The sequence below is a fragment of the Deltaproteobacteria bacterium genome (assembly GCA_015233135.1).
In the GTDB taxonomy this organism is placed as follows: Bacteria; UBA10199; UBA10199; order JADFYH01; family JADFYH01; genus JADFYH01.
In genome coordinates, this window is the sequence record JADFYH010000014.1 from 32,463 (window position 1) to 57,069 (window position 24,607).

Genomic DNA, 24,607 nt, shown 5'->3' on the forward strand with positions numbered 1-24,607 from the left:
TAAAGAAGGACGCAAGCAAGCTCAACTTTTAGGGCTATTTATTAGTCCCATTAAGCGATTTTATAGCCCTGTAGCCTCCCTCCCCCCGGAGAGAGCATTCATTGTGAAATCTCAAAAATTCCATCTGTTGCCAATAAATACAAATGATTTCCATCGCTGATCAAATCGTAAAACTTTTTCTTTTTTTCTTTTTCTGCCGTCTCGCCCATGAGTTGAGTGGCAGACATTTGTTTTAATTCTTCCCAATTTCTTTCTTCTTCATTCCACCTATAAATTCTTTTATTTGAAAGCGCGAAAAGTTTGTTTTGATGGCTAATGAGTTTAATCAAATCTCCAAAATAGCCGGGGATGAAGTCCCAGGTTTTGTTATTAAAATTGTAGCGGTAGACACTGCCCGCATCGGTCTGCAGGGCCAGCCAGTTGTTAGTGGAGGCTACATGATAGGCAGGGGAGTCTTTGCTTTTTTCGGCCACCGGCACTTTTTCCCAGGGGCCTTTTCCATCAAATTGATAGAGGCCCGACATAGTGCCTAAATAGAGTTTGCTGTCGGTGGTGGTGGTGACACAGCAAATGTGTTCGTTTCCTGTAGGGTTTTTATTTTTTAACAGAGAGAAAACCTTTTTCCATTCCTTCTGGGCCGTCCACTCGTACACGTCTGTCAGAGACAAGGCATAGAGTTTATTCTGGAAAAAAGTGAGTCGGTAAATGGTGTCGTAAGTTTTATCAGGGCAGGGAGGAGATTTTAGCTGAGTTGGAACGGCATGAATGCCCTTTTGATAAGCAGTAAACGGCTGATCTTCCTGGCCCGCATAAACTCCACCAGTGTAAGTGCCTATCTAGACCTTGTCGTCCCGCAACAAAATCGGATACACCGTTTGAGAGCAACCGGGAGAAAAAAGATTGGTCGAGTTTTTCCACTTTTTATCTGCGCTGTCATAGCTAAAAAGACCCTTGATGCTGCTGAGTAAAAAACCTTTTTTTGATTTTTCGAGATAAATCAGATTGTCCGCTGTCTCCAAGCCTTGATTGGCACTCTCAATTTTAGCGCCTTCTTTGACAAAAACTTCATTTTTACTGGACGCAAAAATCTGTTTTCCTCTTTTGCTGAGGGTGACAATGTCTAGATTTTCCAGACCTAAATTTAAAGGCACCCAGGCTGTTTTATGGGCATTCAGCCGGTATTGATTTTTATTGCTATAGGCTATCAGTTCTTCATAAGGCATGGAAAAGTGCAAAAAACTTTCAGCGCTGCCTATCCCTTCGTTGAAAGGGCTCCACCCCGTGTCTTTAAGATCTCGCTTGAAGATGCCCTTGCCTTTAAGGCCAATGTAGAAAGTTTCACCTATCACCATGAGGTCTCGAATTTTGTTTTCACTGGTGATTTCTTGTTCGATATTGGCGCTGATGTCTATCCACTCTTGCCGGGCCTGCGAATAGGCATAAATTTTTGTCCCCGAAGACACGACCACCATTTCCTTGCTCATTCCCCAAAATCCATAGGAAGGAGGCTCCTGGCCTTTAGCGGGGACTTTTTCCCAATTATTATTTTTCGATAATTGATAGACTCCATAATTCCCACTGACTAAAGTGAGTTTTCCCCCACTCTGAGAAATGGCATAAGGGTCTAATCCTTCAGAAAGATGACCTGTGATTCCCCATTTCTTTACTTTTGAATCGTAACCATAAACTCCGTCTGGGGTAGCGGCGTAGAGCTTTTTCCCGTCCGAATAAAGCATATCGGCATTTCCCCTTAAGCCCTCATTAAAATCTTCCCAGCCCTTTTGAGCCTCATTCCAATGTTTGATGTTGCCACTACTTTGAGTACTACTCTGAATTGTATAGATCTGATTTTGATGCTGAAAAATATATTCGCGGATGGGGTTGAACAGCGGGATTCCCGTTATTTTTTTTGTGCTGAAATCTTGGGCCTTGAAGTCTGCCCAAAGATTCGTGTGCATCAGAAATATCAGGATAAAAATACTGCTTATTTTTTTGAACATAGGGCCTCCTCGTTCGAATATCCACTTTCACCACTGCTAAAACAATGAGCCCTTGGAGCCTTACTCAGTGGAGGGAATTTATCAAGCGTAAGATCAATATCCTCCTTATCGGCTTGACGAAAAAAATCCTTCTGTGTAGCCCAAGACTCTGTAAATTAGGCGTGTAGCTCAGCTGGTTAGAGCGCTGCATTCACATTGCAGAGGTCAACGGTTCGATCCCGTTCACGCCTATTTAAAAAAATGACGCAGTGGATGTATAAAAATCGTTATTAATTTCAAATAGTTATGCGTGAAAAAAGAGTTTAACACTCTCTATTGCCCTGGCGAAGGGCTCTCTGATACAACTATAGACGAGGTTAGAGGTTTATGACGGTTAAGAAAATACCCAAATTAAGTCAGAAAATAAGCGTTAAAAAGAGGTCTAAAGAGGCCTTGGATGTGGGTTCGTCCATTTCTCCGCATCTCGCTTGGGTTTATCCTTTTTTACTGAAGGCCAAACGAAAGATGCCCTCCTTGACCCTGCCTAAGCAAATTCGACCCTTTAAGCCCACAAAAAACAAGATTATGCGCGTGTTTGGAAATGTGTATTTTGAGAAAAAATTGGTGATGTTGGCAACACACACCCAACAAACCTGCCTCAACAAAAGGGGACAGCTCAAGGTAAAAAAGATTATTCGCCTCCCCAAGGCGAAGGTTTTAGATACCTTAGCCCATGAATTGGCCCATTTACGGTATCAAGACCACGGCTATGAGCATGAGCAGTACACCCGCATGATTTTTAAAACTTTCGATATTAAAGAAAAATGCCCTTATTGTAGAGGGAGCGGAAAGATTCACATCGATAGCAAGCCCTAATGAATTTGCCTACAAAAATTGAGATTCATCTCGAATCTGAGGATTTTCTAGTCATCGAAAAACCTGCAGGCATGCATTGCCATCCCTTGAAAGAGTCCGATCAAAATACGCTGATTCAAATATTGGCCCAAAAATATCCTGAAGTATTAACGATAGGAAACCCAGGCCGCGAAGCAGGCTTGGTGCATCGCTTGGATAAAGAAACCTCAGGATTAATATTAGTAGCGCGAAATCATTCAACTTATTCTTTTTTAAGAAATGAATTTCAAGCACGAAGGGTACGAAAAGAATACTTGGCCCTTTGCCCAAAAATGACAAATTTTGAAGGCTGGAAAAAAATCGATGCCCCCATCGCTCATCATGCAAAAAACAAACGCAAGATGCAGGTGGGTGGAAAAAAAGCGAGGCCAGCCATCTCTTTTTATCAAATTGAAGAACAATTAGCGGATGCAACTTTAGTCCGAGTGAGAATCGAGACAGGAGTGCGACATCAAATTCGAGTGCACTTGGCTCATCTGGGTTTTCCATTATTGGGAGATGTTTTGTACAAGGGAGAAATAAGAAAAGGTTTGGAAGGGTTTAAACTGCAGGCAGTTTTGCTGGAATTTCAGGATCCTGCTCATCCTTCGAAAAAAATACGGTCTCAAAATATGGAGGCGGGGGGAATCGCACCCCCGTCCGGAAAGATTTGATGACGGCTTCTACAGGTTTATCCGATATTTTGAGTCTCGCTCTTTAGCCCTCGCATCGGCACGATTTCTAAAGAACCAGCCTGATGAATTTCGCTCTTCGTGATCAGACATCCCAAGAGCTATCCCACTTTTTGTCATTCGCTAGCCCTCGCGGGAGAAGTGCTAGAGAATGTGGCGGCGATTAAGCTGCCATTGCGTAGTCGAAAGAATCGACTTCTGCGTTTGCAGTTGTTTTTTGCCTGAGTTTGACGAGCTACAAGCTTGCTCGACCTGCGACACGTCCTCGCCTACATTCCGTCGAAACTATTCGCCCCCTGTCGGGCTTCAGAAATTCCTTTATACTTCGTTGTTCGTTCGATCACAATCCTCACGTAGCGCTGCTACGCTCCGGTTGCTCCCTCTCTCTCGCCTCGTCTAAAGGAATTTCTGAAGCCCTCCTTCGAGTGTTTGGTTGGTGCACTGACGTGCACCTTTTACAAGTAAGTTCTATTTTTTAGAAAGCAAGTCTCTACGCCTGAATTATCTGAAAATCGATTTATTGACCTCCTTACCCTTAGTCCATTTTTTGAAATCGGCCCACATTTCCTGGAGGATGTATTTGCGTTCGGTTCTTTGTTTCAAATAGAAGGGCACCACACAGCCACAGCGTTCGCAATCGGCCTCTTTGCCCATCATGCATTGATCTTTTTTATTTCCCATCGGGTCAAAGGCATGGCCTTTTTGCAAGAAGACGCAATTGTTGCCGAGGGCCTTGTGACGTTCTTTGCCTTTCATCAATTCCAGCACTCGCTCACTGATGCCAATGAAATCGCCGTATTTTGTTTTTTTGAGGTGGAGGATGCGGTCGATAATTTGTTCCTGTTCTTCAAAGGGGATGAAAAGATCGTGCTTCACGCCTTTGACCGGAGTGAAAAAATCGAACAGGATATGTTTCACTTTTTTATTGGGGGCCCATTCTTCCAACAGATCTTCCATGCAGAACAGATTGCGTTTGTTGAGGCAGGTAGCCAGCGAGATGTTCAGACCCTCGGGAGCCTCGTGGATATTCTTTTTGAGTTTTTGATAAACGTCTTTGCCGCGAATGTCGTTGTGGTAACTTTCGGTGCCATCCACTGAGATATGAAAATAGACATCCTTCCAATCGGGCAGGGCAAAGGTGCCGTTGGTCACGATGATATTTCCACGAAAATACTTTCGACCCACTTCAATCAGATCCTTGCGCAGCATGGGATCCCCGCCTACCCAGGTGGCGCTATAAAGAGGAAAACCCTGCTTTTTGAGGGATTCCAGGCGTTCCAACCATTGTTCCGGAGTCAGCTCCTGTTTTTGTTCATAGGCAAAGAAGTAGCAATGTTTGCAGCGGAGGTTGCATTTGTTGGTCACATCAATAGAGACCACGGCGTTCTTTGGAAAACCTCGGAACAAGAAAAATAATTTAGGCATTAAATATTGCTTAAAAAATTTTTGCCTTTCTTTTCTAAAAAAAGAAGGATCTGTTTCGTGGGTTGTACTTTCGGTTTCGTTTTCTATTTTTAGCGCAAGATTTTTCATAGGGTCCTCGGGTCCTGGTTTTCCAGCCGAAATTTAATTTTACTATTCGAGTTACCTCCGTCCGTCAAGACTGCTTCCTTTTTTTTAAAAAAAGTGAAAAAAGTATAAAAGGAGGCTTCTCAAAAAAAAATAAAAAGAGTAGTGTTTCTCTTCATGAAAACTTTTTCTTCTGCCTCCTCTTCTCTTGCCCCTCGAGTAAGTGCCGAATCGTCGGAAAATTCGATAGGTGCTTTGTTGGGTAAGGTCACCAAACTTTTTTCCTTTCAATACAACGACAAGCCTTTGGATGATCAGTTCTACGAACTGCACATGTTTTGGCTCAAGCTTTTTCATGACATCTATTTTAGGGTGGAACATCTGGGGCATGTGCAAGAAGGATTGGAAGTGGCCAGGCATGAGCATGTGATCTTCATCAGCAATCATGTGATTGCCCTGGAGGCTGCCTTGATTGGCTATTACCTCTATCGCAATCAGGCCGGGAAACTGGGGACTTTGGTCTATCCCGAGGCCTTTAAACTTCCTCTCGTCCGTGAGTTTTTTAGAAGTGGTCAATGTGTGGCGGCGACGGTTGAAAATGGGGTTCAGACCCTTTTCAAAAAGCATCTTTTGCTTTTTCCTGAGGGAATGGATTTTGTGAGTCACATCATCAATCCGGATCGAGTCCCCAAGTTTCACAAGGGATTTTTGAGGATGGCCAAGGGTTACATGGAAAAAAGCCACCGCAAACACATCAAGATTATTCCTATCGGCCATGCGGGAATCGAACAGGTGCTCAAGCTTTGGGTAGTTAAAAATGAAACCTTTTTAGATCTGTTTATCAAGCCGTTTGCCAATTATCCTTTTTGGATTTTTCCCAAGCTTCCCTTCTTGATGCCTTCCAAAGTGGTGATGGATTGGGGTTCTCCAGTCACCCTTACTTTGGAAGATCTTAAGAACGAAAAGAAACTCATCCAAAAATCGAACGCCTTTCGTTCGAGTCTGCTCGCTTTAAAAGCGCGTGCCGCAAAGTTGAGAGGTATGGAGACGCAATCGTAACGATGTGAAAAATTTCGGGGCGTAGCTCAGCCTGGTAGAGCGCTTGTTTCGGGAACAAGAGGTCGCCGGTTCAAATCCAGTCGCCCCGATTGATGAAAAATAGCGAACAAAGTGAGCGAGAGGGGAGGCTCACGAGGCCTTGCCGAGTGAGGGGCGACGCGAGCCCCTGTGAAGCCGTCGCCGGTTCAAATCCAGTCGCCCCGATTACATCCCAGCAAAAAAAAAGCCGGAGAGATTCTCTCCGGCTTTTTTTTAAATCAGCCGCGACTTATTTACAATTCTTCGCGCTAATCAACACCGTCAAATCCTGGAAGTCCGCCGCGGTACTGGTGGGATACTGAGACACATCCACTCCCAGTTCCATCGTGATAATGGATTCATTGGCGGCCAGTTTCACCTTCTTGGCACTCATATCGATGTAAGGTGCCAAACAGGTATTGAGGGATTTTTGTCCTCCAAAGCCTGCGATATTGGAAGGCGGATTGCTGCCATTTACCCAAATCATGGTCTGATTTTTGTTCGTGGAATCGTAGGTCGAATTAAAGCTGCCATATTTTGCATTGGCCTTGATCATATAAACGGCAGGGGCGCTGGAGGCCACCGATTCGGTAAATACCTCTCCTTCGTAAACAGGGGTATTGCTGAACATCCAGTTGTTGAAGTAGCTCCCATTGAGGGCACGATTCATTTTTACAGGAATTGCCGGCCCTCCGGCGCCATAAGTAATTTGATTACAGATTACCTTGATTTCGGAGTCGCAGTTTTTCCCAACGCTGACGGTCCCTGTAGAAGCATTGGTCACAATGGGAAGCCTGCAGACACTAGGCGCTCCCGTGCAGACATTATTGCCTTCCACCTGACAGGTAGAAGAACATCCATCTCCACTGGTTCTGTTTCCATCATCACAGGTTTCACCCGCATCGATTTTACCGTTACCACAGAGAAGGCTGCAGGTGCTGAGAGGAGAACCCGTGCAGGCATAGCCTGCCTCAACGGTGCAGGTGGAAGAGCAACCATCTCCATTGGTTTTATTTCCATCGTCGCAGGCCTCACCGGATTCCAGTTTGCCATTTCCGCACACAGGTGTGGGAAGTTTACAGACGCTGGGAGCGCCCGTACAGGTATAGTTGGGTTCCACCGTGCAGTTGGCACTACATCCGTCTCCACCGATTTGATTCCCGTCATCACAGGCCTCACCCGTTTCCACCTTGCCATTTCCGCATTTGGAGGGAGGCAGCGTGCACTTGCTGGGTGTGCCCGTGCAGGTATAGCCAGATTCAACGATGCAGTTCGAAGAACAACCGTCCCCGTTCACCTTATTTCCATCGTCGCAGGCCTCGGCGTTTTCTATCTTTCCATCCCCGCAAAGGTTGTTGCTGCTCACCAGGCAAGGATAGTCTATGGGCAAAGGAGGGGCACCTTTACAGGCGGCGATGGTATCTCCCGCGCAAGGGCCTGGAATATCTCCATGTTGCTGAATATGGGCACAGACGGCATTTTCGCTGATCGAGATTGTATTATAAGGATTAGCCCCCGAACTGGTGTAGTGACAGATGCAATATTTTTTTCCGGCGATGTCACAAACGCTGGGCGCGCCCGAGCAGGCATAGTCCGTTTCAATCTGGCAGGTAGAGGAACAACCATCCCCGTTGTTTTTGTTTCCATCGTCACAAGCCTCGCCGGCTTCGATCTTTCCATTGCCACAAACAGGGGTGGGAATCGTTGGGGTACAGGTGCTCTTGGGTGACCCCGTACAAGTATAGTTTGCTTCTATTTTACAGCTTGAAGAACAGCCATCGTTACTAGCGACGTTCCCATCGTCACATTCTTCACCGCTTTCAAGAATGCCATTTCCGCAGATTGAACCGGGAATTTTACTGCAAGTGCTGAGAGGAGATCCACTGCAGGCCCAGCCTGTTTCAATCTGACAGTTTGAGGAGCAACCATCTCCATTGACCGTGTTTCCATCATCACAGGCCTCAGTGCCGGCCTTGTTTCCATCTCCGCAAACATTGGGCTTGATGCAGACACTGGGATTACCCGAGCAATTGTATCCAGGTTCTACGGTGCAATTGGAGGAACAACCATCTCCATTTTTGGAATTTCCATCGTCGCAAGATTCTCCCGTTTCTACGATTCCATTAGGGCAGACGGACGCAGGAGGGGGAATGAGTGTACATTTGCTGGGAGACCCACTACAGGTATAGCCAGATTCTACGGTACAGGTAGAAGAACAGCCATCCCCATCTTTAGTGTTGGCATCGTCGCAAGCCTCCCCCTGATCGAGTTTTCCATTTCCGCAGACGGGGACATAGATGGGGGCACAGACGCTCGGGTTTCCTGAACAGGTAAATCCGTTTTCGATTTGACAAGTAGAAGAACAGCCATCCCCGTTGTTGGTATTACCGTCGTCACAGGCTTCACCTGCTTCGATGGCCCCATTCCCACAGACAGGAGTAGGAATGATTAAACTACAGCTACTCGGATTCCCATTACATTTATAACCCGGTTCGACGGTACAATTGGAGGAACAACCGTCTCCATTGTTTTTATTTCCATCATCACATTCTTCACCGGTCTCAGGAATTCCGTTTCCACACACTTGGGCAGCCGTGGCGTCGATACAAGTGACTTGGCTGGTAGTATGGTCAGTGTACTCCGAAGTAATGGTATAGCTTTTAGCTCCCACAATGTTGCTAGAAAATCGGATGAAATCAACAGGGTCGGGCGAGGGGGTGGTGGGAATCGTATAATCCGTAATATCAATAAAGGTTCCCGATTTGGTGCCTGTCGCATCGCTATAAACCGATTGACTATTAATTTGAATGCCTGAAACTTTTTCACCATTATCGGGAGTAAAGCTCACTTTCATGCGGGCAATAATAGGGTGGCTGAGGCAGGCCTTGCTGACATAAACTCCCAGGAGATCTTTTCCATTGGAATGAAAATTGTTGCAGGACATCGAAACGCAGGAGCCTGACATCGCAGTGGTAATGGATCGGGTCACTTGGGCAACATCCGATTTTCCAACGGAGGTGATTTGATTTCCATTGATCGTAAGGGTTGCCGAACCCATGTCAAAGGTTTTTACCCCGTTGGGGTCTTGGCCCTGATCAATCGCTCGGAGGGCATATTCGATGCCTGCCAGGGCGTAGTAATTCGCCCTTTCCTTGTTCGTGTTATTCGCCGTTTCCGTTGAGGAATCGTTCACTACACTATTGCTGCTCATGGCAAAAAGGCCAAGAATCAGCAAGCCCAGCACGATGGCAACGGAGATGAACCCACCCTCTTTTCTATTTAAATTTTTCATACGCCCCCCTATAAATGAATCCTCTCCTTAATTTCCCCCTCTTAAGCTAAGAGGGGGTCAGGGGGCGTTATGGCAATGACATCCCATTGCACCATAACCCCTCCCAACCTCCCCTTAGCTTAAGGGGAGGAGACTACGGAAAAAGACTTTAGTCTCAAGAGTCTCAAGGCAATATTATCAATCCGGTATTATTCGTGACTGTAAAAGTTCTGCTGGAGCTGTCCTTGCTTAAATTCACCGCCAGCCCACCTCCCAGCACGGGTTGTCCATAGCTGTTGAATTCAACCTGATAATTTCTCGCAAAATTTACATTTTTATAGTCCTGATAGAGACTGATCTGCATGGGAGCCGAGGTGCTTGGATCGTTGACTGGGTTTCCAGGTGTGAGCTGGTAAATTTCGTATTGCGTGGCTGAGATGGTTCTAAATCCATGATTCACGCCTGTAATAATAGCCCTGTCTTGTGCAAAACGAATGTCGGACACCACCTTGAGCATGGCGCTTTGAACTGTGGGATCGGAGGTGTTGGAACTTGAAACCACACTCAGGCCCAAAATGGAAATAAGGCTTATCGTGAATATAAGTTCGAGTAAGGAAAATCCCCTTTTATTTTTAATAAATGTTTTCATGATTTATTTAAAATTCGAGTAATAAAAATTTCTCGGATAAACCTCTCCCCTTAATTTGACATCCCCATGATTATTGCTTGCATTCACCCCAAGATTAATCTGAATTCTTCGAACATTACTTACATTTCCATCCTGAATCTGGGCCCCCAGGGAATCGAGATAGGTAAGAGAAAAGGCGCTCAGGTTTTTGGCCAAAAGATCATTGCCCCGGTAGAGATTCAGAATACCTGCATCGGTCTGAGTTCTGAAATTGGTGGCAACGCCTGAAGTATCAATAAAAGAAAGATTGCTGCTTGAAATCGAAACCAGGGCATTAGAATCGATATAGAGCAGCTCCTCAGTAATTCGGTTAATAGCCAGGCGTGCCTGGGAAAGAGCTTCCTTGCGCGAAGTGATGGCAGAATATTGATCGATAGTAATTCCAAACAACGACGCAAAACTCAAGCTGATAATCCCTACCACCACAAGCCCCAAGGTGATTTCAAGCAAACCAAATCCCTTTTGGTTTTTGGCCTTCTTCTGAATGAATTTTAGAAAATGTTTCGGCATAGTTTTAGTAATTCGAAATTAAACTCATCATCTGTACACTCAGGAGGCCTCCGTAATTCCAGGAAACACTTACATTCACGCTCTTGTATCCCGTGTCCAGAGCGCTGACTGTTCTTAAATCGCTGGAATCCACAAATTGAATTTGGGTGCGTCGAGTAAAGTTGTAAGAATCGTAACTGATATTTTCGGTGGTGGTTCCCGTGTTGATGCCGGCATATCCACTGATTGCCTTGGTCGCAATCAGATCCTCCATCTTTTCTCCGGCCAAGTGACCCGCCCGCAAACGCATGTCATCGGTTTCTGTGGTCTTGGCCATTTGAGAGAACAGGGTCATATAACCGATGAAGCCGACACTGAGAATCATGATGGCAAAAATGGCCTCCAGGGCCGAAAAACCTTTTTGTATTTTGAAACGAGATTTCATCCTCGAGCGCCTCCCCCCTAAGAAATCGGTTAGGAAACCGGACGGAAAAACCAAATTTTTTCTGATAGCTAAAGTGTACGCCTCGAAAAAACCCTTGTAAACAAAGGGAAAGCGCAGACTTAAACGTTTTAGGAGCTGTTAACAGGCGTAAACCTTGACGTGGAAAGACAAGAGGCTAAGGGGAGCAACAAGATTAAACTTTCTTATTAAAATTCACTAAAGGTATCTTTTTTTGCCTTGATGAGTTTGATGGCGTAGGACTCGATAATGTCTTTGTCGTTAAAGGTGATGACGAGGGAGACGGGCTTTTTATTGCGACGAATGCGTTTCCCCTGCTGATCCATCAAGATAGTGGTTTGGCTGGGATTCTCTTCGTTTTGATAAGACCAGATCCAATTGTATACCCAGGTTTCTTTATCTTGGGGGGAACGAGTGATAATATTAGGCGCAGAGAACAATTTCAAAACCGTCAGCTGATCGGTAACGCCTTCCTTTAAATTATCGAGAATTCTTCTTTGCGGAACGGTGGACTCCACACCAATAATTTGAACCTTGGAATGATGACGATGATGGGAAGGATTATCATAAACAGCGTCCACATCTTCCCAATAGTTTTTGTTGAGTTCACTATTTACGTACTTGTTTCTTCCCAAGCCCTCGTTAGCCCTCAATAGAGACGCAGAAGCAAGCAGTGAAAGCAAACCCAAGCTCATTGCAATAGTCTTCTTCATAAATCTCCCCTGTTAAAATTCAAATAGAGTTCGAGAGTTGTAGGGTAACAAAGCTGATAAAAGTGTCAAAGAGAATTTGCAGACTTTCTTTTAGCAATTCTTAGCAAAATTTTCAGAGACGCAACTTTTGAGGCCTCGGGAAACGATATCTCTTTAAAGGAGTGAAGTTTTAACGGATAATGTGAGACGGTGTAGACACAGACAAAGGAGTTTGACCATGGGTTTTCATATCAATCCGAATGCCAATCCTAATTCTGCAGATGGTTACGTCTTTACAGACAATCAGCATCACCAAGAATTTAGCATCGTTCAACGTGATGGCCATGCAAGCTTGCAAGGGCAGGTCCCTCCAAGGGAAGCACTTCACAGCATCTTACAAGAAGTGCAACACTTAAGGGCTGAAGTGAGACAGGGTTATGCTCAACTTCAAGGGCTTCCTGGTGGAGATCACACTGCAGCAACTGAACGATTACGCGGAAGGGCCCAGCTTGCGGGAGAACTTTTTCTTCAGGCGCAGGTACTTCGGGCGGATATACGTTCTTCTAATGCCCGACATGGAGATATCCCAGCAAACACCAGACAGTTATACCAGCAACTCAACAACGATACCGCTTATAGGGATAGAACCTTAGGACCACTCTTTGCCAACGACACTTATAGACCTCCTCAGCAAAGATTAGGGCAACTGCATGCAAGCTTACCGTCTACGGAATCCGCCGCTTGGATGGATGCACGCTTTGAACTTTCAGAAGCACGACGTCATCTCGAAAGAGGGGAACCCGCCCGTGCCCTGGAATTTCTGGATCAAGTGAGAGGAAACTATCAGCGCATGGCGGCCCTTCCTGGACATGACGCCGGGTGGCTGAGCAGTTTGCAGACAGAACACAACACACTTCGTGCCTCTATCCAAACGGCAAATCCCCGCATCAACATGGATGCACATCCTGAAATAAGACCCGCAGTGGCAGAACTCGGTGCCCGTGATTTGGAATTAAGCGTCGGACAGCATTTGGGTAGCGCGCGCAGCTTTGCAAGCAGTGACCCAGACCGAGCCCTACGGGAATGTGCTTTGGCAGATGAGAGTCTCAGCAGACTTCTCCATCATACAGAGGCAAGACCAGAAACCATCCAGGGTCTCCAGGCTGAGTTGGGACAGGTATTGGGAAGCTTGCGGCCTGAAGGAACAAACCCTCCTCCCCCAAGCAATCCGAGGGCCCCAGCGGTACCGACAGGAGGGATTGCGGTGGCAACTACCACACCAGTAGTTCCAGCCCCAGTCCCAACACCTCAACCCACCGCAACTCCAGCACCCACGCCTACGCCAGCTCCAGTGGCAATAGCCCGAACGCTTATCCCAGAAACGCCTGGCGCAACTAGGCCCCCAGTTGTGCCTCCATTACCAGCAGCACCCGGAGCCTGGCGTTCAGAGGCTCCCATAACTACTACTTCTCAAACCATAACTCCTCCTACTGAAATGGCCACTCCAACTCCTGCTCTGAACACAACTCCAAGTGATGAAGCCACTCGAGCTTCTGCAGAGGCAGAGGCTGCCTTAGCTGCTTTAGGGCGTAGCAATACTGCCACAGTGGCCACTCTTGTTGGAGCTCCTGGACAACCACAAGCACCTGGAGTTGCACCTGAAGCGCCACCGCAAGATTCAACATCACCTTCTCCTACAGGGTCAGCAATAGTTAGAGGAGGACAAGCTGCTGCAGGGGTAGGCCTTGGAAATCTCGGGACTCCCTCCGCTGCCGCATCTAATAACATCGGATCAGGCGGTACAATAGGAGGAGGACCTGGAAATGCTGTACTCAGAGCAGCTAGTGGCTTACCTCCCAGTCTCTCTGACAATATCGGGGTGACGGATCCTCTAAGCGCTGGTGGCCGACCAGTAGCCCGCTTAAATCAAGCAGCGATTGGAGGCATTTATAATCATCTTTCAGATGCGATCAACGACCGTAAGATTTCAGGTCTTCAGTCGGTAAGAATTGGCCTTTATTATGAACCCGGAAGCAGCAATCGGGTGAGAGTCGTGGTCCTTCAGGCAAGGGTCTCGGAAATAGATCCCGCTACGGGAAACACTATCACAAGACCTGCTCGCCCAGGAGATAGACAAGTAAACAGTGTATTAAATGCACTCAGAGAAAACCCAGCTTTGATACCAAGCCTTTCCTCTCCCACTGGTGAGACAGGCTCGGTGAGTGAGTTTAATGTACCAGCGTAAATTAAATTTGATTCCAAAAAACACGACAGGCCCATTTTTTTATTGAGTGAAAAGCAAAGGACAGTTTACTAGTGCGGGATGCAAAATTTTAATGTCACGGTCATCTTAAAAAAAATAGCCCCCAATCCCAGACACCAATCCACGCATCTGGAGAGTATTGCACGCGTTGAAGAGGCGCTTTCGAAGCGGAATATTTTTTATCAAATTACCTCTCGCCACTCGAGAAACAATATCAGTAGCGCGAATCTGATTGTAACCGTCGGAGGCGATGGGACCTTTCTGCACGCCTCTCATCTGGCCTTGAATGGGCAAATTCTGATGGGCATCAACTCTGTGCCGCAGGCCAGCCACGGCGAGTATTGTGTGTCGGATGCCCAGGGGTTTCCGGCCATTCTGGACCAATTTCTCTCTGGAAAATCCAAAATTACGGAAGTTTATCGTTTGCAGGCAAAAATCAAAAACAGAACTCTGCCTGTACTGGCTTTAAATGACATTCTTTTCTGCCATCCCTGCCCTGCAGGAACCACACGCTATCAAATTGAAGTGGATCATCAAAAAGAGGAACAAAAATGTTCCGGGGTCTGGATTTCTACCGCAACAGGATCCACCGCGGCCACGCACTCTGCGGGAGGAAAAATCTTGTCCAAGGAAGATCCTCATTTTCAGTTTGTAGTTCGGGAACCCTTTAGCACAAAAAAAAATACACTGAGGTTGACTCACGGAGTACTCGCCCCGCATCAAACCCTTAAACTGAGCCCTCACATGCCCAAGGCCATGGTTTTCATCGATGGCTCTCATCATGCCTTTTCGATGAACGAAGGGGAAGTATTGAGTATTGGTGTTTCGAAGAAGAAATTAAAAATGGTAATCTAACAAAGAGCTTGTGCCTTATAATTTCTTCAGCGATTGGATCAGATGGTTTGTTACTTCTTGTGCATCGCCATAAAGCATGCGGGTGTTGTCGGTGTAGAAGAGTTCATTTTCAATGCCAGCAAAACCTTTTCCTTTTCCGCGCTTGATCACGATGACGTTCTTGGATTTATCCACATCCAAAATCGGCATGCCGTAGATAGGGCTGGAGGTGTTATTACGAGCCGCAGGATTTACCACGTCGTTGGCTCCGATGACCAAGCTCACCGTGGTAGAAGGGAACTCGGCATTGATTTCTTCGAGGTCAAAGAGTTTTTCGTAGGGAATGCCCGCCTCGGCCAACAGAACGTTCATGTGTCCGGGCATACGTCCTGCCACGGGATGAATGGCAAATTTTACTTCCACTCCCCGTTGATCGAGCAGATCGGAAAGCTCGCGCATCTTATGCTGGGCCTGGGCCACGGCCATTCCATAACCGGTGACGATAATGACCTTCTCTGCGTAGGCAATCAAGATTGCGGCATCCTCAAGCTCAATAGACTTCATGCTTCCCTTAATTTCTTGTTGGCCTCCTGTGCTCTCCTGTCCAAAGGCACTGAATAATACATTGAGGATGGAACGATTCATGGCCTTGGCCATCAACTGAGTCAGCAGAGTCCCTGCGGCACCCACAACGGTTCCGGCGACTATCATGGCATAATTTTGCAGGGCAAATCCCTCAAAGCCCACCGAAAGACCGGTGAGGGCATTGAAGAGGGAGATCACTACGGGCATGTCTCCACCGCCGATGGGAAGAGTCATCATAACCCCAAAAAGGAAGGCGAGGGCGAAGAAGAGTACCAAGAACCAGAGGGTGGCAGCAGGGCAGAAAAGCAAACTGGCCCCCATCGCGATGGCTGCCAGCAGGATCAGCATATTTAAAAATTGCTGGCCCGGAAAAGTGTAAGGACGCTCTCTCAGCAGAGACTGCAATTTGGCAAAGGCAATCACACTTCCGCTGAAAGCCACCATCCCAATAAGCCCGCCTATAACGGTAATCGCCTTCAGACCAAAAGGAAGATCGTCCCCTTTTGAGAGTTCAACCGCGGCAATAGCGGCAGCCGCGCCCCCTCCCATCCCATTATAGATCGCAATCATCTGGGGCATGTTGGTCATTGCCACTCTTTTACCACCAACCCAGGCGATAATGCTTCCCACCACGAGGGCGATAAGCATCAAGGGATAGTTTCCTAAATTAGGTTGGAATAAAGTGGCTACCGTGGCCAACAACATGGCTCCTCCCGCCCAGATAATTCCGGAACGTGCGGTCAGAGGAGAGCTCATGCGTTTCAAGCCCACAATGAATAACAAAGCCGTTACAAAATAGGTGAGTTGTATCCAGATCAAGGGGTAGGCTCCTTTTTCTTTTTCTCGTTCTTTTTCTCGAACATTTCAAGCATACGTACGGTGACGGCATAACCCCCGGCGGCATTCACGGCCCCCAAAAATACTCCGAGGAATCCGATAATTTTGTCGGGCATGGTATGCGCCAGACCCAGGGAAACCATGGCTCCGACCACGACGATTCCATGGATAAAATTTGAACCCGACATGAGCGGGGTATGAAGCACCACGGGCACCTTCGAAATCACCTCGTAACCGGTGAAGACTGCCAGTAAGAAGATGTAGAGAGCAGGCATGAGATTTTCAGTCATGATCTTTTTTCCTCCAGCAAGGCCTTGGTGGGGGCATGCTTGATCTCACCCTGATAGCTGAGCAGAGATCCGATAATGATTTCATCCTCAAGGTTAGGGCTAAGCGTTTTCCCCTCCTGGGTGAGGAGAGTAAGGAAGTTAAACATATTTTTTGCGTACATCTCACTGGCATGAAAAGGCAGAGAACTGGACAGATTGGCCGGACCCACAATGCGCACGCCATTTTTTACCACCTCGGTTCCCAGCTTCGTCAAAACACAATTGCCTCCGGATTCGGCAGAGAGGTCGACGATGACAGATCCGGGTTTCATACGACCCACGACTTCCTCGCTAATTAATATAGGAGCAGGTCGTCCGGGCACATGGGCCGTGCTGATCACCACATCCGCCGAAGCAATGTGTTTGTCCAAGGTTTCTTGATCTTTCTTTTTCTCTTCCGCACTTAATTCTCGGGCATAGCCTCCTTGGCCTTCTCCATCCACCGTGCTTTGTACAAATTTTGCCCCGAGCGACTCAATCTGTTCTCTCGAACTCTTACGGATATCATAGGCCTCCACAACAGCCCCAAGCCTTCGAGAAGTGGCAATAGCCTGCAAGCCCGCCACGCCAGCCCCCAACACCAGAACCTTTGCAGGACGAATCGTTCCTGCTGCTGTGGTGAGCATGGGGAAAAAGCGACTGCAGCGGTCTGCCGCAATTAAGACAGCCTTGTAACCATTGACCGTTGCCTGCGAGGAGAGGGCATCCATGCTCTGCGCACGGGTCACCCGGGGGATGAGTTCCATCGCAAAGGAGGTAATTTTTTTGTTTTGAAGTTCGCGCACCCGATCTGGAAAGCGGTAGGGATAGAGGAAGCTGATGAGGATCGCCCCGTTTGGAATTTGTTTGATTTCCTCTTCGAGGGGGGGGGCTACTTTGAGGATCACCTGGGAATTCTGAAGGATCTGTTCCCGACTCTGCAGTTTCGCCCCTGCCTTTTCATAAGATTCATTTGGAAAAAAGGAAGCCTCTCCCGCGCCTCTTTCGATGCAGACCTCATAGCCCATCTTCACCAGACGGCCCACTACATCGGGAACCAGCGCCACCCGAGACTCGCCTTCACTTAGTTCTTTGGGTATTCCTAATCGAATAGTCATGGAACTCCTTTTTTTTTGACCGCGGCTGGGTACTATAAAAAAGAGACCCATGGCAATATTTTTTTTGAGGTGACCTCAAAAAAATAAAAGAAGTCTATTTTTTGTCTTTCGCCTTATTCATCTTGGAACCATGCGAAGGCGTAATCAATTTATCCGGCACTTCGGAGGGGGTATGATCGTTCGAGGGAACCGCGCGGTCGAGTGAGCTGGAAGAAAGGGCATCAAAATTTTTCTTTAGGCTGGCTGAATAAAAACTGATGGAGCGGAAATTGTATAAATCGACTTTTTCGGAAAAAAACAAATCGAAGGTTTGGGTAAAGCCCACTTGCACCCCAGCCGGATATTCGATGATGTCCTTTACCTTGGAGGGAAGCTGCGCCCAGGCCTTGGCGTCACTGATTCGGAGCGAATAAATTCCTTTTTGTTTTTTGCCCCAGGCATCTTCGACCACCCATTCATCTTTCACAGGATCCAACTTAATGGTATCGACCCCTCTATTGCTTAAGGCCACCGTCACCACTTTATAGCCAGGCACCAATCCATCCAGTTTTTTATCGTAATTCGCATCCACCACCACTCCCCAGGTGGGCACATTCAGACGGGCCTGGCTGGTATCTTTGGGAGGCCTTTCGGAAGAACTGAAGCAGGCGGAGCAGACGATGAAGAGCAGAGCTAATAGACCTCTTGCATAAATCGCTGCACGACCCAATTTCGGCGTTGCGGTTTCCAAAAAATCCTCATTTGCAGTAGCAAACTCCGGTTTTTTGGACCCTCCGCGCCTTGAACTTGGGCCGTTCGCTGATTTATGCAAGAGGTCTAATATTCGGATTTGTTTTTTCATACTTATTTTTTCCTTTGCCGATAATTACATCCCAAAAGTCCCCTCTCCCTTGAGGGGAGAGGGTCAGGGTGAGGGTGAAAAATCAGCTATGCACTTTTTTGACCAAATGACAGGCGACACTATGCCCCGGAACGAGTTCCGCTAACACAGGCCTTTCTTGTTTGCAAAGTTCTTCTGCAAAAGGGCAACGCGGATGAAAACTACAGCCCGAAGGCGGATTGAGGGGAGAAGGAGGCTCGCCTGCCAAGGCCTTAAGGTGGACGCTGCCTTGCAGAGGAGAAGGCAAAGAGGCCATCAGCGATTGGGTGTAGGGGTGTTTGCAATTCAACAATTGACTACTCGGAAGGATTTCCACCAGGCGACCCAGATACATCACGGCAATGCGGTCGCTTAAATGTTGCACAACCCTCAAATCGTGAGAAATAAAAAAATAACTGAGTTTGTATTTGGCTTTCAGATCAGCCAACAAATTAATCATTTGTGCTTGAATGGAGACATCCAAGGCCGAAACGGGTTCATCACACACCAGCAATTTGGGAAGCACGCTCAAGGCACGGGCAATCCCCAGGCGTTGGCGTTGACCGCCTGAAAATTCATGGGGATATTTTCCCAGGGCTTCTTCGGACAGCCCCACCGTTTTTAATAGTTCCAGACAGCGTTTTTCTCTTTCATCCGGACTACCCAAATGATGGATCTTCATTCCCTCCTGCAACAGGCTCTCAACCCTTTGACGCGGATTTAAAGAGGAAAAAGGATCCTGAAAAATCATCTGTAAATTTCGTCTTGCCCGCTTGAGACCGGCCCCTCGTAATTGATGGAGGTTTTCCCCTTCAAAGCGTACGGTCCCTGAATCGGGTTTCAAAAGAGCCATCAGCATCTTTGCTACAGTGGATTTCCCGGAACCAGACTCCCCCACCAAGCCCAGGGTTTCACCTTCTTCCATGGAGAATGACACGTCATTCACCGCAGCCACCCATTTCTTTTTTCCAAGAAAAGAAGTGGCGGCGGGGAAGCGTTTTATTAAGTTTTTAACTTCTAGAAGTGGCATAGATTAGTTACCAGCTTGAGTTCCGCAGATTTTAAGAATCATTTTTTGCTCATTCTTGGCAAGTACCCATCTATAAAGCATTTCCCCTCTCCCCTTGAGGGAGAGGGTCAGGGTGAGGGGTATTTCTAGTGCACTCAGGATCACCCTCTCTCTGACTCTCTCCCCTCAAGGGAGAGAGGACTTTTCAGAGTGGCTTCTTACTAAAATCTGCGGAACTCAAGTTACCAGTTACTAGTTTTAACAACTGCTAACTACTCAAGCATTCACACATCTCACCCAATGCTGCTCTCCAATATATTTCAAAGGAGGGGCCTTTACGATGCAGGAATTGGGACTCATTTTTTCACATCGATCTTGAAAGCGGCAGGCCTTGGGCAGCTTTGCCAGGTTTGGAACATTTCCGCCAATCATTTTTAGTGCCGGGCGATTGTCAAACTCTTCCGGGGTTTTAAAAGTGGGAAGCGAATACAGCAGGCCTTGGGTGTAAGGATGTTTGGGCCGCGAAAAAAGCTCGCTTGCCGGTGCTCTTTCTACAATTTTTCCCGCATACATCACCGCCACTTCATCACAATAATGCGACACCAAAGACAAATCGTGGCTGATCAACAACAGCGCCATCTGTTTTTCTTGTACCAGTTTTTTCAGCAGATCCAGAATTTGTGCCTGCAGCGTCACATCCAGGGCCGTCGTGGGTTCATCGGCAATCAGCACCTGAGGCTCACAAGAAATGGCCATGGCAATCATCACACGCTGGCGCATACCCCCTGAAAGTTGATGAGGATAATCGTGGTAACGCCGGCTGGCATCGGCAATGCCCACTTGATTCAGCAAGGCAAGGCTTCGTTCCTGGGCCTCCTGAACAGAAATATTTTCGTGCGCTAATAGGGTTTCCCGAATCTGTTCCCCCACCGTCAGCACCGGATTCAAGGCCGTCATGGGCTCTTGAAAAATCATCGCAATTTTTTTTCCGCGGAACATTCTCAGTTCGGAATTGCTGCATTTACGCAGGTCGATGGCAAAACCCGCTTTTTCGGGATCCAATTTTTCTTCGACGCTAGAAATCGCGGCAAAAGGATGAAGGGGTTCTAAAGGGGTTTTCTCCTCCGAGAGTAAGGGCAACTCTTCTTCAGATTTTTCAAAAAAGAGGATTCTCCCCCCCACTATCTTTGCAGGCTCGCAAAGCCGCAGTAAACTCAGGGCCGTCATCGATTTCCCAGAGCCGGATTCACCCACCAAGCCAAACACCTTGCCCTGATACAAACTGAAGTTCAGCCCATCGATTGGAAATATTTTTCCGGAGGGGCCTTCAATTTCGGCTACCAGATTTCGGATATCGAGAAGTTTCATGCAGCCCTCCCCCGGGGATCCAGAGCATCCCTCAAACCCTCTCCCACCAGATTAAAGGAAAGGATGGTCAAAAAAATGGCCAGCCCTGGGAACAAGGCCAACCACCAGGCAAAATCAATGTAATCCCTGGAGTTGGAAAGCATGTGCCCCCAGCTGGGATCGGGAGGTTGCACGCCCAAGCCCAAAAAAGACAAGGCCGACTCGGTGAGAATAGCCGAGGCAATTCCAAAAGTAGCCGAAACAAAAACGGGGGTGAGGGCATTGGGTAAAATATGACGAAAGATGGTGCGTAGAGAAGATGCCCCCAGGGCCTTGGCCGCCAACACAAAATCGGTTTCACGCAGTTTTAAGAACTCTCCTCGCAACAGACGGGCAATTCCGGTCCAACCGGTAAGACCAATCACGATCATCACATTGTAAATAGAAGGACCTACGAGGGCCAAGACCGTCAAAATGAGAAAAAAAGTGGGAAAACAAATCACCACTTCGATGACGCGGCTGATCACACCATCTACCAAAGAACCAAAATAACCGGCCAGTGCTCCGAGAAAAATGCCAATGAGCACGTAAATCCCCACGGCGATAAAACCTACGGAAAGGGAGATGCGCGCCCCATAAATAAGACGGGCAGCCACATCGCGGCCTTGCTCATCGGTCCCTAAAAAATGTTTCGAAGAAGGGGCTTCCAGAATGGCATCGAGATCGTATTGAAAAGGGGAGAAAGGAATGGGGGCCCACAAGAGGAAGACCTCCTCTCGTCTTTGAAAATTGGAATCGTGTAATTTCTCGAGAGAAAGCTCGGAATAAGACGCCATGGAATGAAAAAGTGGGAAATAAACCTTATTGTCGATAGAAGCATACAAGGGTTCAGAATTCGCCAGCAGGGGCGCAAAAATGGCCAAAAGAAAAAGGAACAGCACGAGCATCAGGCCCAGGAGATTCAGTTTTCTTTTTTTGAAATGAGTCCAGGCGTTCATACGTTTTTAACTCTTACTAAAATCAATCCGTGGATCTACCGCCACATACAGTAAATCGGAAAGCAGCAAAGAAATTAAGGTCAGCAGGGCCTCAATGGCTGCAATGGCCATAATTAAAGGATAATCCCGTTGGAACACCGCTTCAAATCCCAGACGACCCATGCCGGGGATTGAAAAAATTTGTTCGATGATCACACTGCCTCCAAGCAAGGCAGGCAATAGAGTGCCCATCAGCGTCACCAAAGGAATGAGTGAATTTCTGAAGGCATGTTTCCAGACCACTTGTTTTTCTGTCAGGCCCTTGGCCCGTGCCGTGCGGATGTAATCCTGTTGGATGACTTCCAGCATATTGGCCCGGGAAAAACGGGAGAGAAAGGCGAAACTTCCATAGACCATACACACAATGGGTAACACCAAATGCCAAAGGATATTTTCTAAATAACCCAGCCGACTCAGGTGCTCGGCGCCATCCGACCAAAGTCCGAACATGGGAAACCAGTTGAAATATTCTCCACTCGAAAAAAGCATAATCAAAATCATGGCCACCCAGAAAGTAGGTAACGAGTAAAGAGTAAAGAGAGTCAGCATCAAACTTTTGTCGAAAAAAGAATCTTTTTTAAACGCCGAATACACCCCCAAGGGCAGCGAGATAAAATAGACGATCAAGACTTCAATCAGATTGAGGGCCAGGGTAATGGGCAGGGCCTCTTTGATTTTATCGATGACCTTGCGATTGTCTTTAAAACTGATTCCAAAATCGAGATGCACAATGCTTTTCATCCAACGCCCATACTGGATGCAATTTTCTCCCACCCACACCATGCTGCGTCGAAACCAGTTTTGCGTTTCCACATCGCTGACCCCAAAAAACCTGGCATTGGTGCTATGGATAAAATGTTCGTACCAGCCCGGCAGCACTACCTTCAGACCGTAGAGCACTTGAATCTGATCAATGACCTCTTGCGAAAAATTCTGGGCCTTCATCCCCTCGGCCGATTGCAGTTTTTCTTCGATAGGTGAACCCGGGGCAAGCTTGATCATGAAGAAGGTAAGCAGGGTAATCCCCAGAAAGGTGGGGATAATTAAGGCTAGTCTTTTGAAAAAATAATGGGACATTTAGTTTTTTACTCCAGCAACTTCCACTCCAATACATCTTCTCCACCCTTGTAAATCTTCACATTCTTAAATCGGGCGGAACGAACCAGCAAGGTCGGATTGGCGTACAAAAAAGTATAAGGTTGATCCTCGGCCACAATTTCATGAAAGCGCTGGTACAGGGCGCTGCGCTTTTCTTTGTCGAAGGTGGACCTCGCCTTCTCCAGAATTTCATCCACCTCTTCATTTTTATAACCCACAAAATTCGAACCTTTTTGATGTTGTTCATTTTCAATTTGAGAAGAATGCCAGACCTGGTAAGGATCATCATCAAAACTCGAACTCCAACCCATGATCACTGCATCAAAATCCCAGGTCTGAGCGCGATGAAATAAAATAGAGCGCTCCATGGGAATGATTTCCATTTTTATTCCGGCCTTCGTGAAATCTTCCTTCAGAATGCTGGCCACATATTCGTGGGTGCGATTCCCGGTGCGAACCAGCAATTGAAATTCAAGTTTTACTCCGTCTTTGTCGCGTATGCCATCGCCATCGTGATCCGTCCAACCGGCTTCATCCAGAAGTTTGGCAGCCGCTTCGGGATCGTAGGGCAGGGGTTCTACCTTTTTATTATAAGAGTCGCTTTGAAAAAAGAAGGGCCCACTAATCACCTTCGCCAGTCCATAGATCAGTTTGTCGACAATGGCCTGCCGATTGGAAAGCATCGTTAAGGCCTGCCGAACTTTTTTATCGTTAAATTGAGGCCTGCGAAGATTCCATCCCACATAATAATAAACCGGGGCATCGTAGTGGTGCTTTACAAAACGCGCGTTGAAATCCGGAGAATTCGTCTGCTTCATCCATTGGATGGGGCTGACATTCATCAGATCGATGAGGTCTTTTTTGAGGGCCATCAGGGCCACCGCGTCATCGGTAATCACCTTAAACACAATCCCCTTAATTTGAGGAAAGCGCGACTTGTCCCAATAATCTTCATTTCGTTTGAGAACAATTTGTTTTCCCGCATCCCAGCGCTCAAACTGGAAAGGACCCGTGCCAATGGGCTTACGGTTGGCAGAATGGGTGTTAAAATCCTGGCCATCGTCATAAATATGTTGGGGAATAATGGGCAGACCCCCACAGAATTCCAGGGCCTTGAAATAAGGTTTGGCGTAAGTGAAGCGCACCGTATTTTTATCCAGTTTTTCCAGCTTGGAGATGTCTTTGTAATAGTTGGAGAGGTGGAGGGTCTCGGGGTTCGGTTCCTGGATTTTTTTGAAGGAATAAAGAATGTCTTCGACCGTAAGAGGAAGCCCATCGTGCCATTGGATACCCTCTTTTAGATGAAAGGTATATTGCATCCCATCTTTTGAAACTTCCCAGGCCGAGGCCAAGCGCGGAATCCATTCCAGCGTTTCGTTATCACGGGCGATGAGACTTTCATAAATGTACCCGTTGACCATCGAAGACGCAAAATCATTGGAAATCAACAAATTCAAATTAGTCGGATCCGCAGCCATATGCACGACAAGGATATTGGGATCTTTGGGGGCTTTGAAGGAAGAGCAAGACAGCGCTGTGAAAGTAAACAGCAAAATTA

General features: G+C 47.1%; 22 protein-coding genes, 2 tRNA genes and 1 other RNA gene. 7 read left to right on the forward strand and 18 right to left on the reverse strand.

The window, feature by feature from the left end:
* Positions 1–98 precede the first annotated feature (98 nt).
* Together HQM15_06370 and HQM15_06375 are read right to left on the reverse strand one after the other, a co-directional pair.
* Positions 99–668: a hypothetical protein gene (locus HQM15_06370; protein MBF0492390.1), complete on the reverse strand. Its 570-nt coding sequence runs from the start codon at positions 666–668 to the stop codon at positions 99–101.
* 168 nt (positions 669–836) lie between these two features.
* Entirely contained in the window at positions 837–2,000 is a 1,164-nt protein-coding gene (locus HQM15_06375; GenBank protein MBF0492391.1) for a hypothetical protein, read from the reverse strand.
* 157 nt (positions 2,001–2,157) lie between these two features.
* Here HQM15_06375 and HQM15_06380 point away from each other — a divergent pair.
* The 3 genes from HQM15_06380 (at position 2,158) to HQM15_06390 (ending at position 3,547) form a co-directional block, all read left to right on the forward strand.
* Positions 2,158–2,231 (forward strand) — tRNA-Val (locus HQM15_06380).
* 135 nt (positions 2,232–2,366) lie between these two features.
* Positions 2,367–2,855, forward strand: a complete 489-nt coding sequence (locus HQM15_06385) for a hypothetical protein (protein MBF0492392.1) — start codon at positions 2,367–2,369, stop codon at positions 2,853–2,855.
* Positions 2,855–3,547 carry an RNA pseudouridine synthase gene (locus tag HQM15_06390; protein MBF0492393.1) on the forward strand — a complete coding sequence of 231 codons (693 nt, stop codon included), beginning with the start codon at positions 2,855–2,857 and terminating at the stop codon, positions 3,545–3,547. Before HQM15_06385 ends, HQM15_06390 begins: the two co-directional genes overlap by 1 nt.
* On the opposite strand, the gene ssrA is transcribed toward HQM15_06390, so the two are convergent.
* Together ssrA and HQM15_06400 are read right to left on the reverse strand one after the other, a co-directional pair.
* Positions 3,504–3,862, reverse strand: a transfer-messenger RNA (tmRNA) gene (gene ssrA / locus HQM15_06395). The two genes, HQM15_06390 and ssrA, sit on opposite strands and share 44 nt — an antisense overlap.
* Positions 3,863–4,066: 204 nt before the next feature.
* Positions 4,067–5,098 carry a radical SAM protein gene (locus tag HQM15_06400; GenBank protein ID MBF0492394.1) on the reverse strand — a complete coding sequence of 344 codons (1,032 nt, stop codon included), beginning with the start codon at positions 5,096–5,098 and terminating at the stop codon, positions 4,067–4,069.
* A 153-nt stretch (positions 5,099–5,251) separates the two neighbouring features.
* Here HQM15_06400 and HQM15_06405 point away from each other — a divergent pair, with 153 nt between their 5' ends.
* Complete coding sequence (locus tag HQM15_06405; protein MBF0492395.1) at positions 5,252–6,133, forward strand: 1-acyl-sn-glycerol-3-phosphate acyltransferase; 882 nt, start codon at positions 5,252–5,254, stop codon at positions 6,131–6,133.
* A gap of 15 nt (positions 6,134–6,148) precedes the next feature.
* Positions 6,149–6,222: transfer RNA gene (locus HQM15_06410), tRNA-Pro, on the forward strand.
* Between the two features lie 179 nt (positions 6,223–6,401).
* Here the strand turns inward: HQM15_06410 and HQM15_06415 are convergent.
* The 5 genes from HQM15_06415 to HQM15_06435 all read right to left on the reverse strand — a co-directional run bounded on the left by HQM15_06415 (position 6,402) and on the right by HQM15_06435 (position 11,775).
* Positions 6,402–9,443: a DUF4215 domain-containing protein gene (locus HQM15_06415; GenBank protein ID MBF0492396.1), complete on the reverse strand. Its 3,042-nt coding sequence runs from the start codon at positions 9,441–9,443 to the stop codon at positions 6,402–6,404.
* A 163-nt stretch (positions 9,444–9,606) separates the two neighbouring features.
* Positions 9,607–10,071, reverse strand: a complete 465-nt coding sequence (locus HQM15_06420) for a prepilin-type N-terminal cleavage/methylation domain-containing protein (protein ID MBF0492397.1) — start codon at positions 10,069–10,071, stop codon at positions 9,607–9,609.
* A gap of 3 nt (positions 10,072–10,074) precedes the next feature.
* Entirely contained in the window at positions 10,075–10,620 is a 546-nt protein-coding gene (locus HQM15_06425) for a type II secretion system protein (GenBank protein ID MBF0492398.1), read from the reverse strand.
* A 4-nt stretch (positions 10,621–10,624) separates the two neighbouring features.
* Entirely contained in the window at positions 10,625–11,044 is a 420-nt protein-coding gene (locus HQM15_06430) for a hypothetical protein (protein MBF0492399.1), read from the reverse strand.
* Positions 11,045–11,250: 206 nt separating this feature from the next.
* Complete coding sequence (locus tag HQM15_06435; GenBank protein MBF0492400.1) at positions 11,251–11,775, reverse strand: hypothetical protein; 525 nt, start codon at positions 11,773–11,775, stop codon at positions 11,251–11,253.
* Positions 11,776–11,992: 217 nt separating this feature from the next.
* Between HQM15_06435 and HQM15_06440 the strand changes: the two genes are divergently transcribed.
* Both HQM15_06440 and HQM15_06445 read left to right on the forward strand, forming a co-directional pair.
* Complete coding sequence (locus HQM15_06440) at positions 11,993–13,999, forward strand: hypothetical protein (protein ID MBF0492401.1); 2,007 nt, start codon at positions 11,993–11,995, stop codon at positions 13,997–13,999.
* 78 nt (positions 14,000–14,077) lie between these two features.
* Positions 14,078–14,872 (forward strand): NAD(+)/NADH kinase, encoded by a 795-nt coding sequence (locus tag HQM15_06445; GenBank protein ID MBF0492402.1) that lies wholly within the window; start codon positions 14,078–14,080, stop codon positions 14,870–14,872.
* A gap of 15 nt (positions 14,873–14,887) precedes the next feature.
* On the opposite strand, the gene HQM15_06450 is transcribed toward HQM15_06445, so the two are convergent.
* The 9 genes from HQM15_06450 to HQM15_06490 form a co-directional block, all read right to left on the reverse strand.
* The gene (locus HQM15_06450; protein ID MBF0492403.1) at positions 14,888–16,255 is read right to left on the reverse strand and encodes an NAD(P)(+) transhydrogenase (Re/Si-specific) subunit beta; all 1,368 of its coding nucleotides are present in this window, start codon (positions 16,253–16,255) and stop codon (positions 14,888–14,890) included.
* Entirely contained in the window at positions 16,252–16,563 is a 312-nt protein-coding gene (locus HQM15_06455; GenBank protein MBF0492404.1) for an NAD(P) transhydrogenase subunit alpha, read from the reverse strand. The genes HQM15_06450 and HQM15_06455 overlap by 4 nt, the downstream gene beginning before the upstream one ends.
* Positions 16,560–17,699 carry a Re/Si-specific NAD(P)(+) transhydrogenase subunit alpha gene (locus HQM15_06460; GenBank protein ID MBF0492405.1) on the reverse strand — a complete coding sequence of 380 codons (1,140 nt, stop codon included), beginning with the start codon at positions 17,697–17,699 and terminating at the stop codon, positions 16,560–16,562. Before HQM15_06460 ends, HQM15_06455 begins: the two co-directional genes overlap by 4 nt.
* 94 nt (positions 17,700–17,793) lie before the next feature.
* Entirely contained in the window at positions 17,794–18,540 is a 747-nt protein-coding gene (locus HQM15_06465) for a hypothetical protein (protein MBF0492406.1), read from the reverse strand.
* Between the two features lie 82 nt (positions 18,541–18,622).
* Positions 18,623–19,588 carry an ATP-binding cassette domain-containing protein gene (locus HQM15_06470; protein MBF0492407.1) on the reverse strand — a complete coding sequence of 322 codons (966 nt, stop codon included), beginning with the start codon at positions 19,586–19,588 and terminating at the stop codon, positions 18,623–18,625.
* Positions 19,589–19,843: 255 nt separating this feature from the next.
* Complete coding sequence (locus tag HQM15_06475) at positions 19,844–20,935, reverse strand: ABC transporter ATP-binding protein (GenBank protein ID MBF0492408.1); 1,092 nt, start codon at positions 20,933–20,935, stop codon at positions 19,844–19,846.
* A complete protein-coding gene (locus HQM15_06480; GenBank protein ID MBF0492409.1) occupies positions 20,932–21,912 on the reverse strand; it encodes an ABC transporter permease in 981 nt (326 codons plus the stop codon). The genes HQM15_06475 and HQM15_06480 overlap by 4 nt, the downstream gene beginning before the upstream one ends.
* Positions 21,913–21,918: 6 nt before the next feature.
* On the reverse strand, positions 21,919–23,028 hold the full coding sequence (locus tag HQM15_06485; GenBank protein ID MBF0492410.1) for an ABC transporter permease: 1,110 nt from the start codon (positions 23,026–23,028) through the stop codon (positions 21,919–21,921).
* Between the two features lie 8 nt (positions 23,029–23,036).
* Positions 23,037–24,602 carry a peptide-binding protein gene (locus HQM15_06490; protein MBF0492411.1) on the reverse strand — a complete coding sequence of 522 codons (1,566 nt, stop codon included), beginning with the start codon at positions 24,600–24,602 and terminating at the stop codon, positions 23,037–23,039.
* Positions 24,603–24,607: the final 5 nt, after the last annotated feature.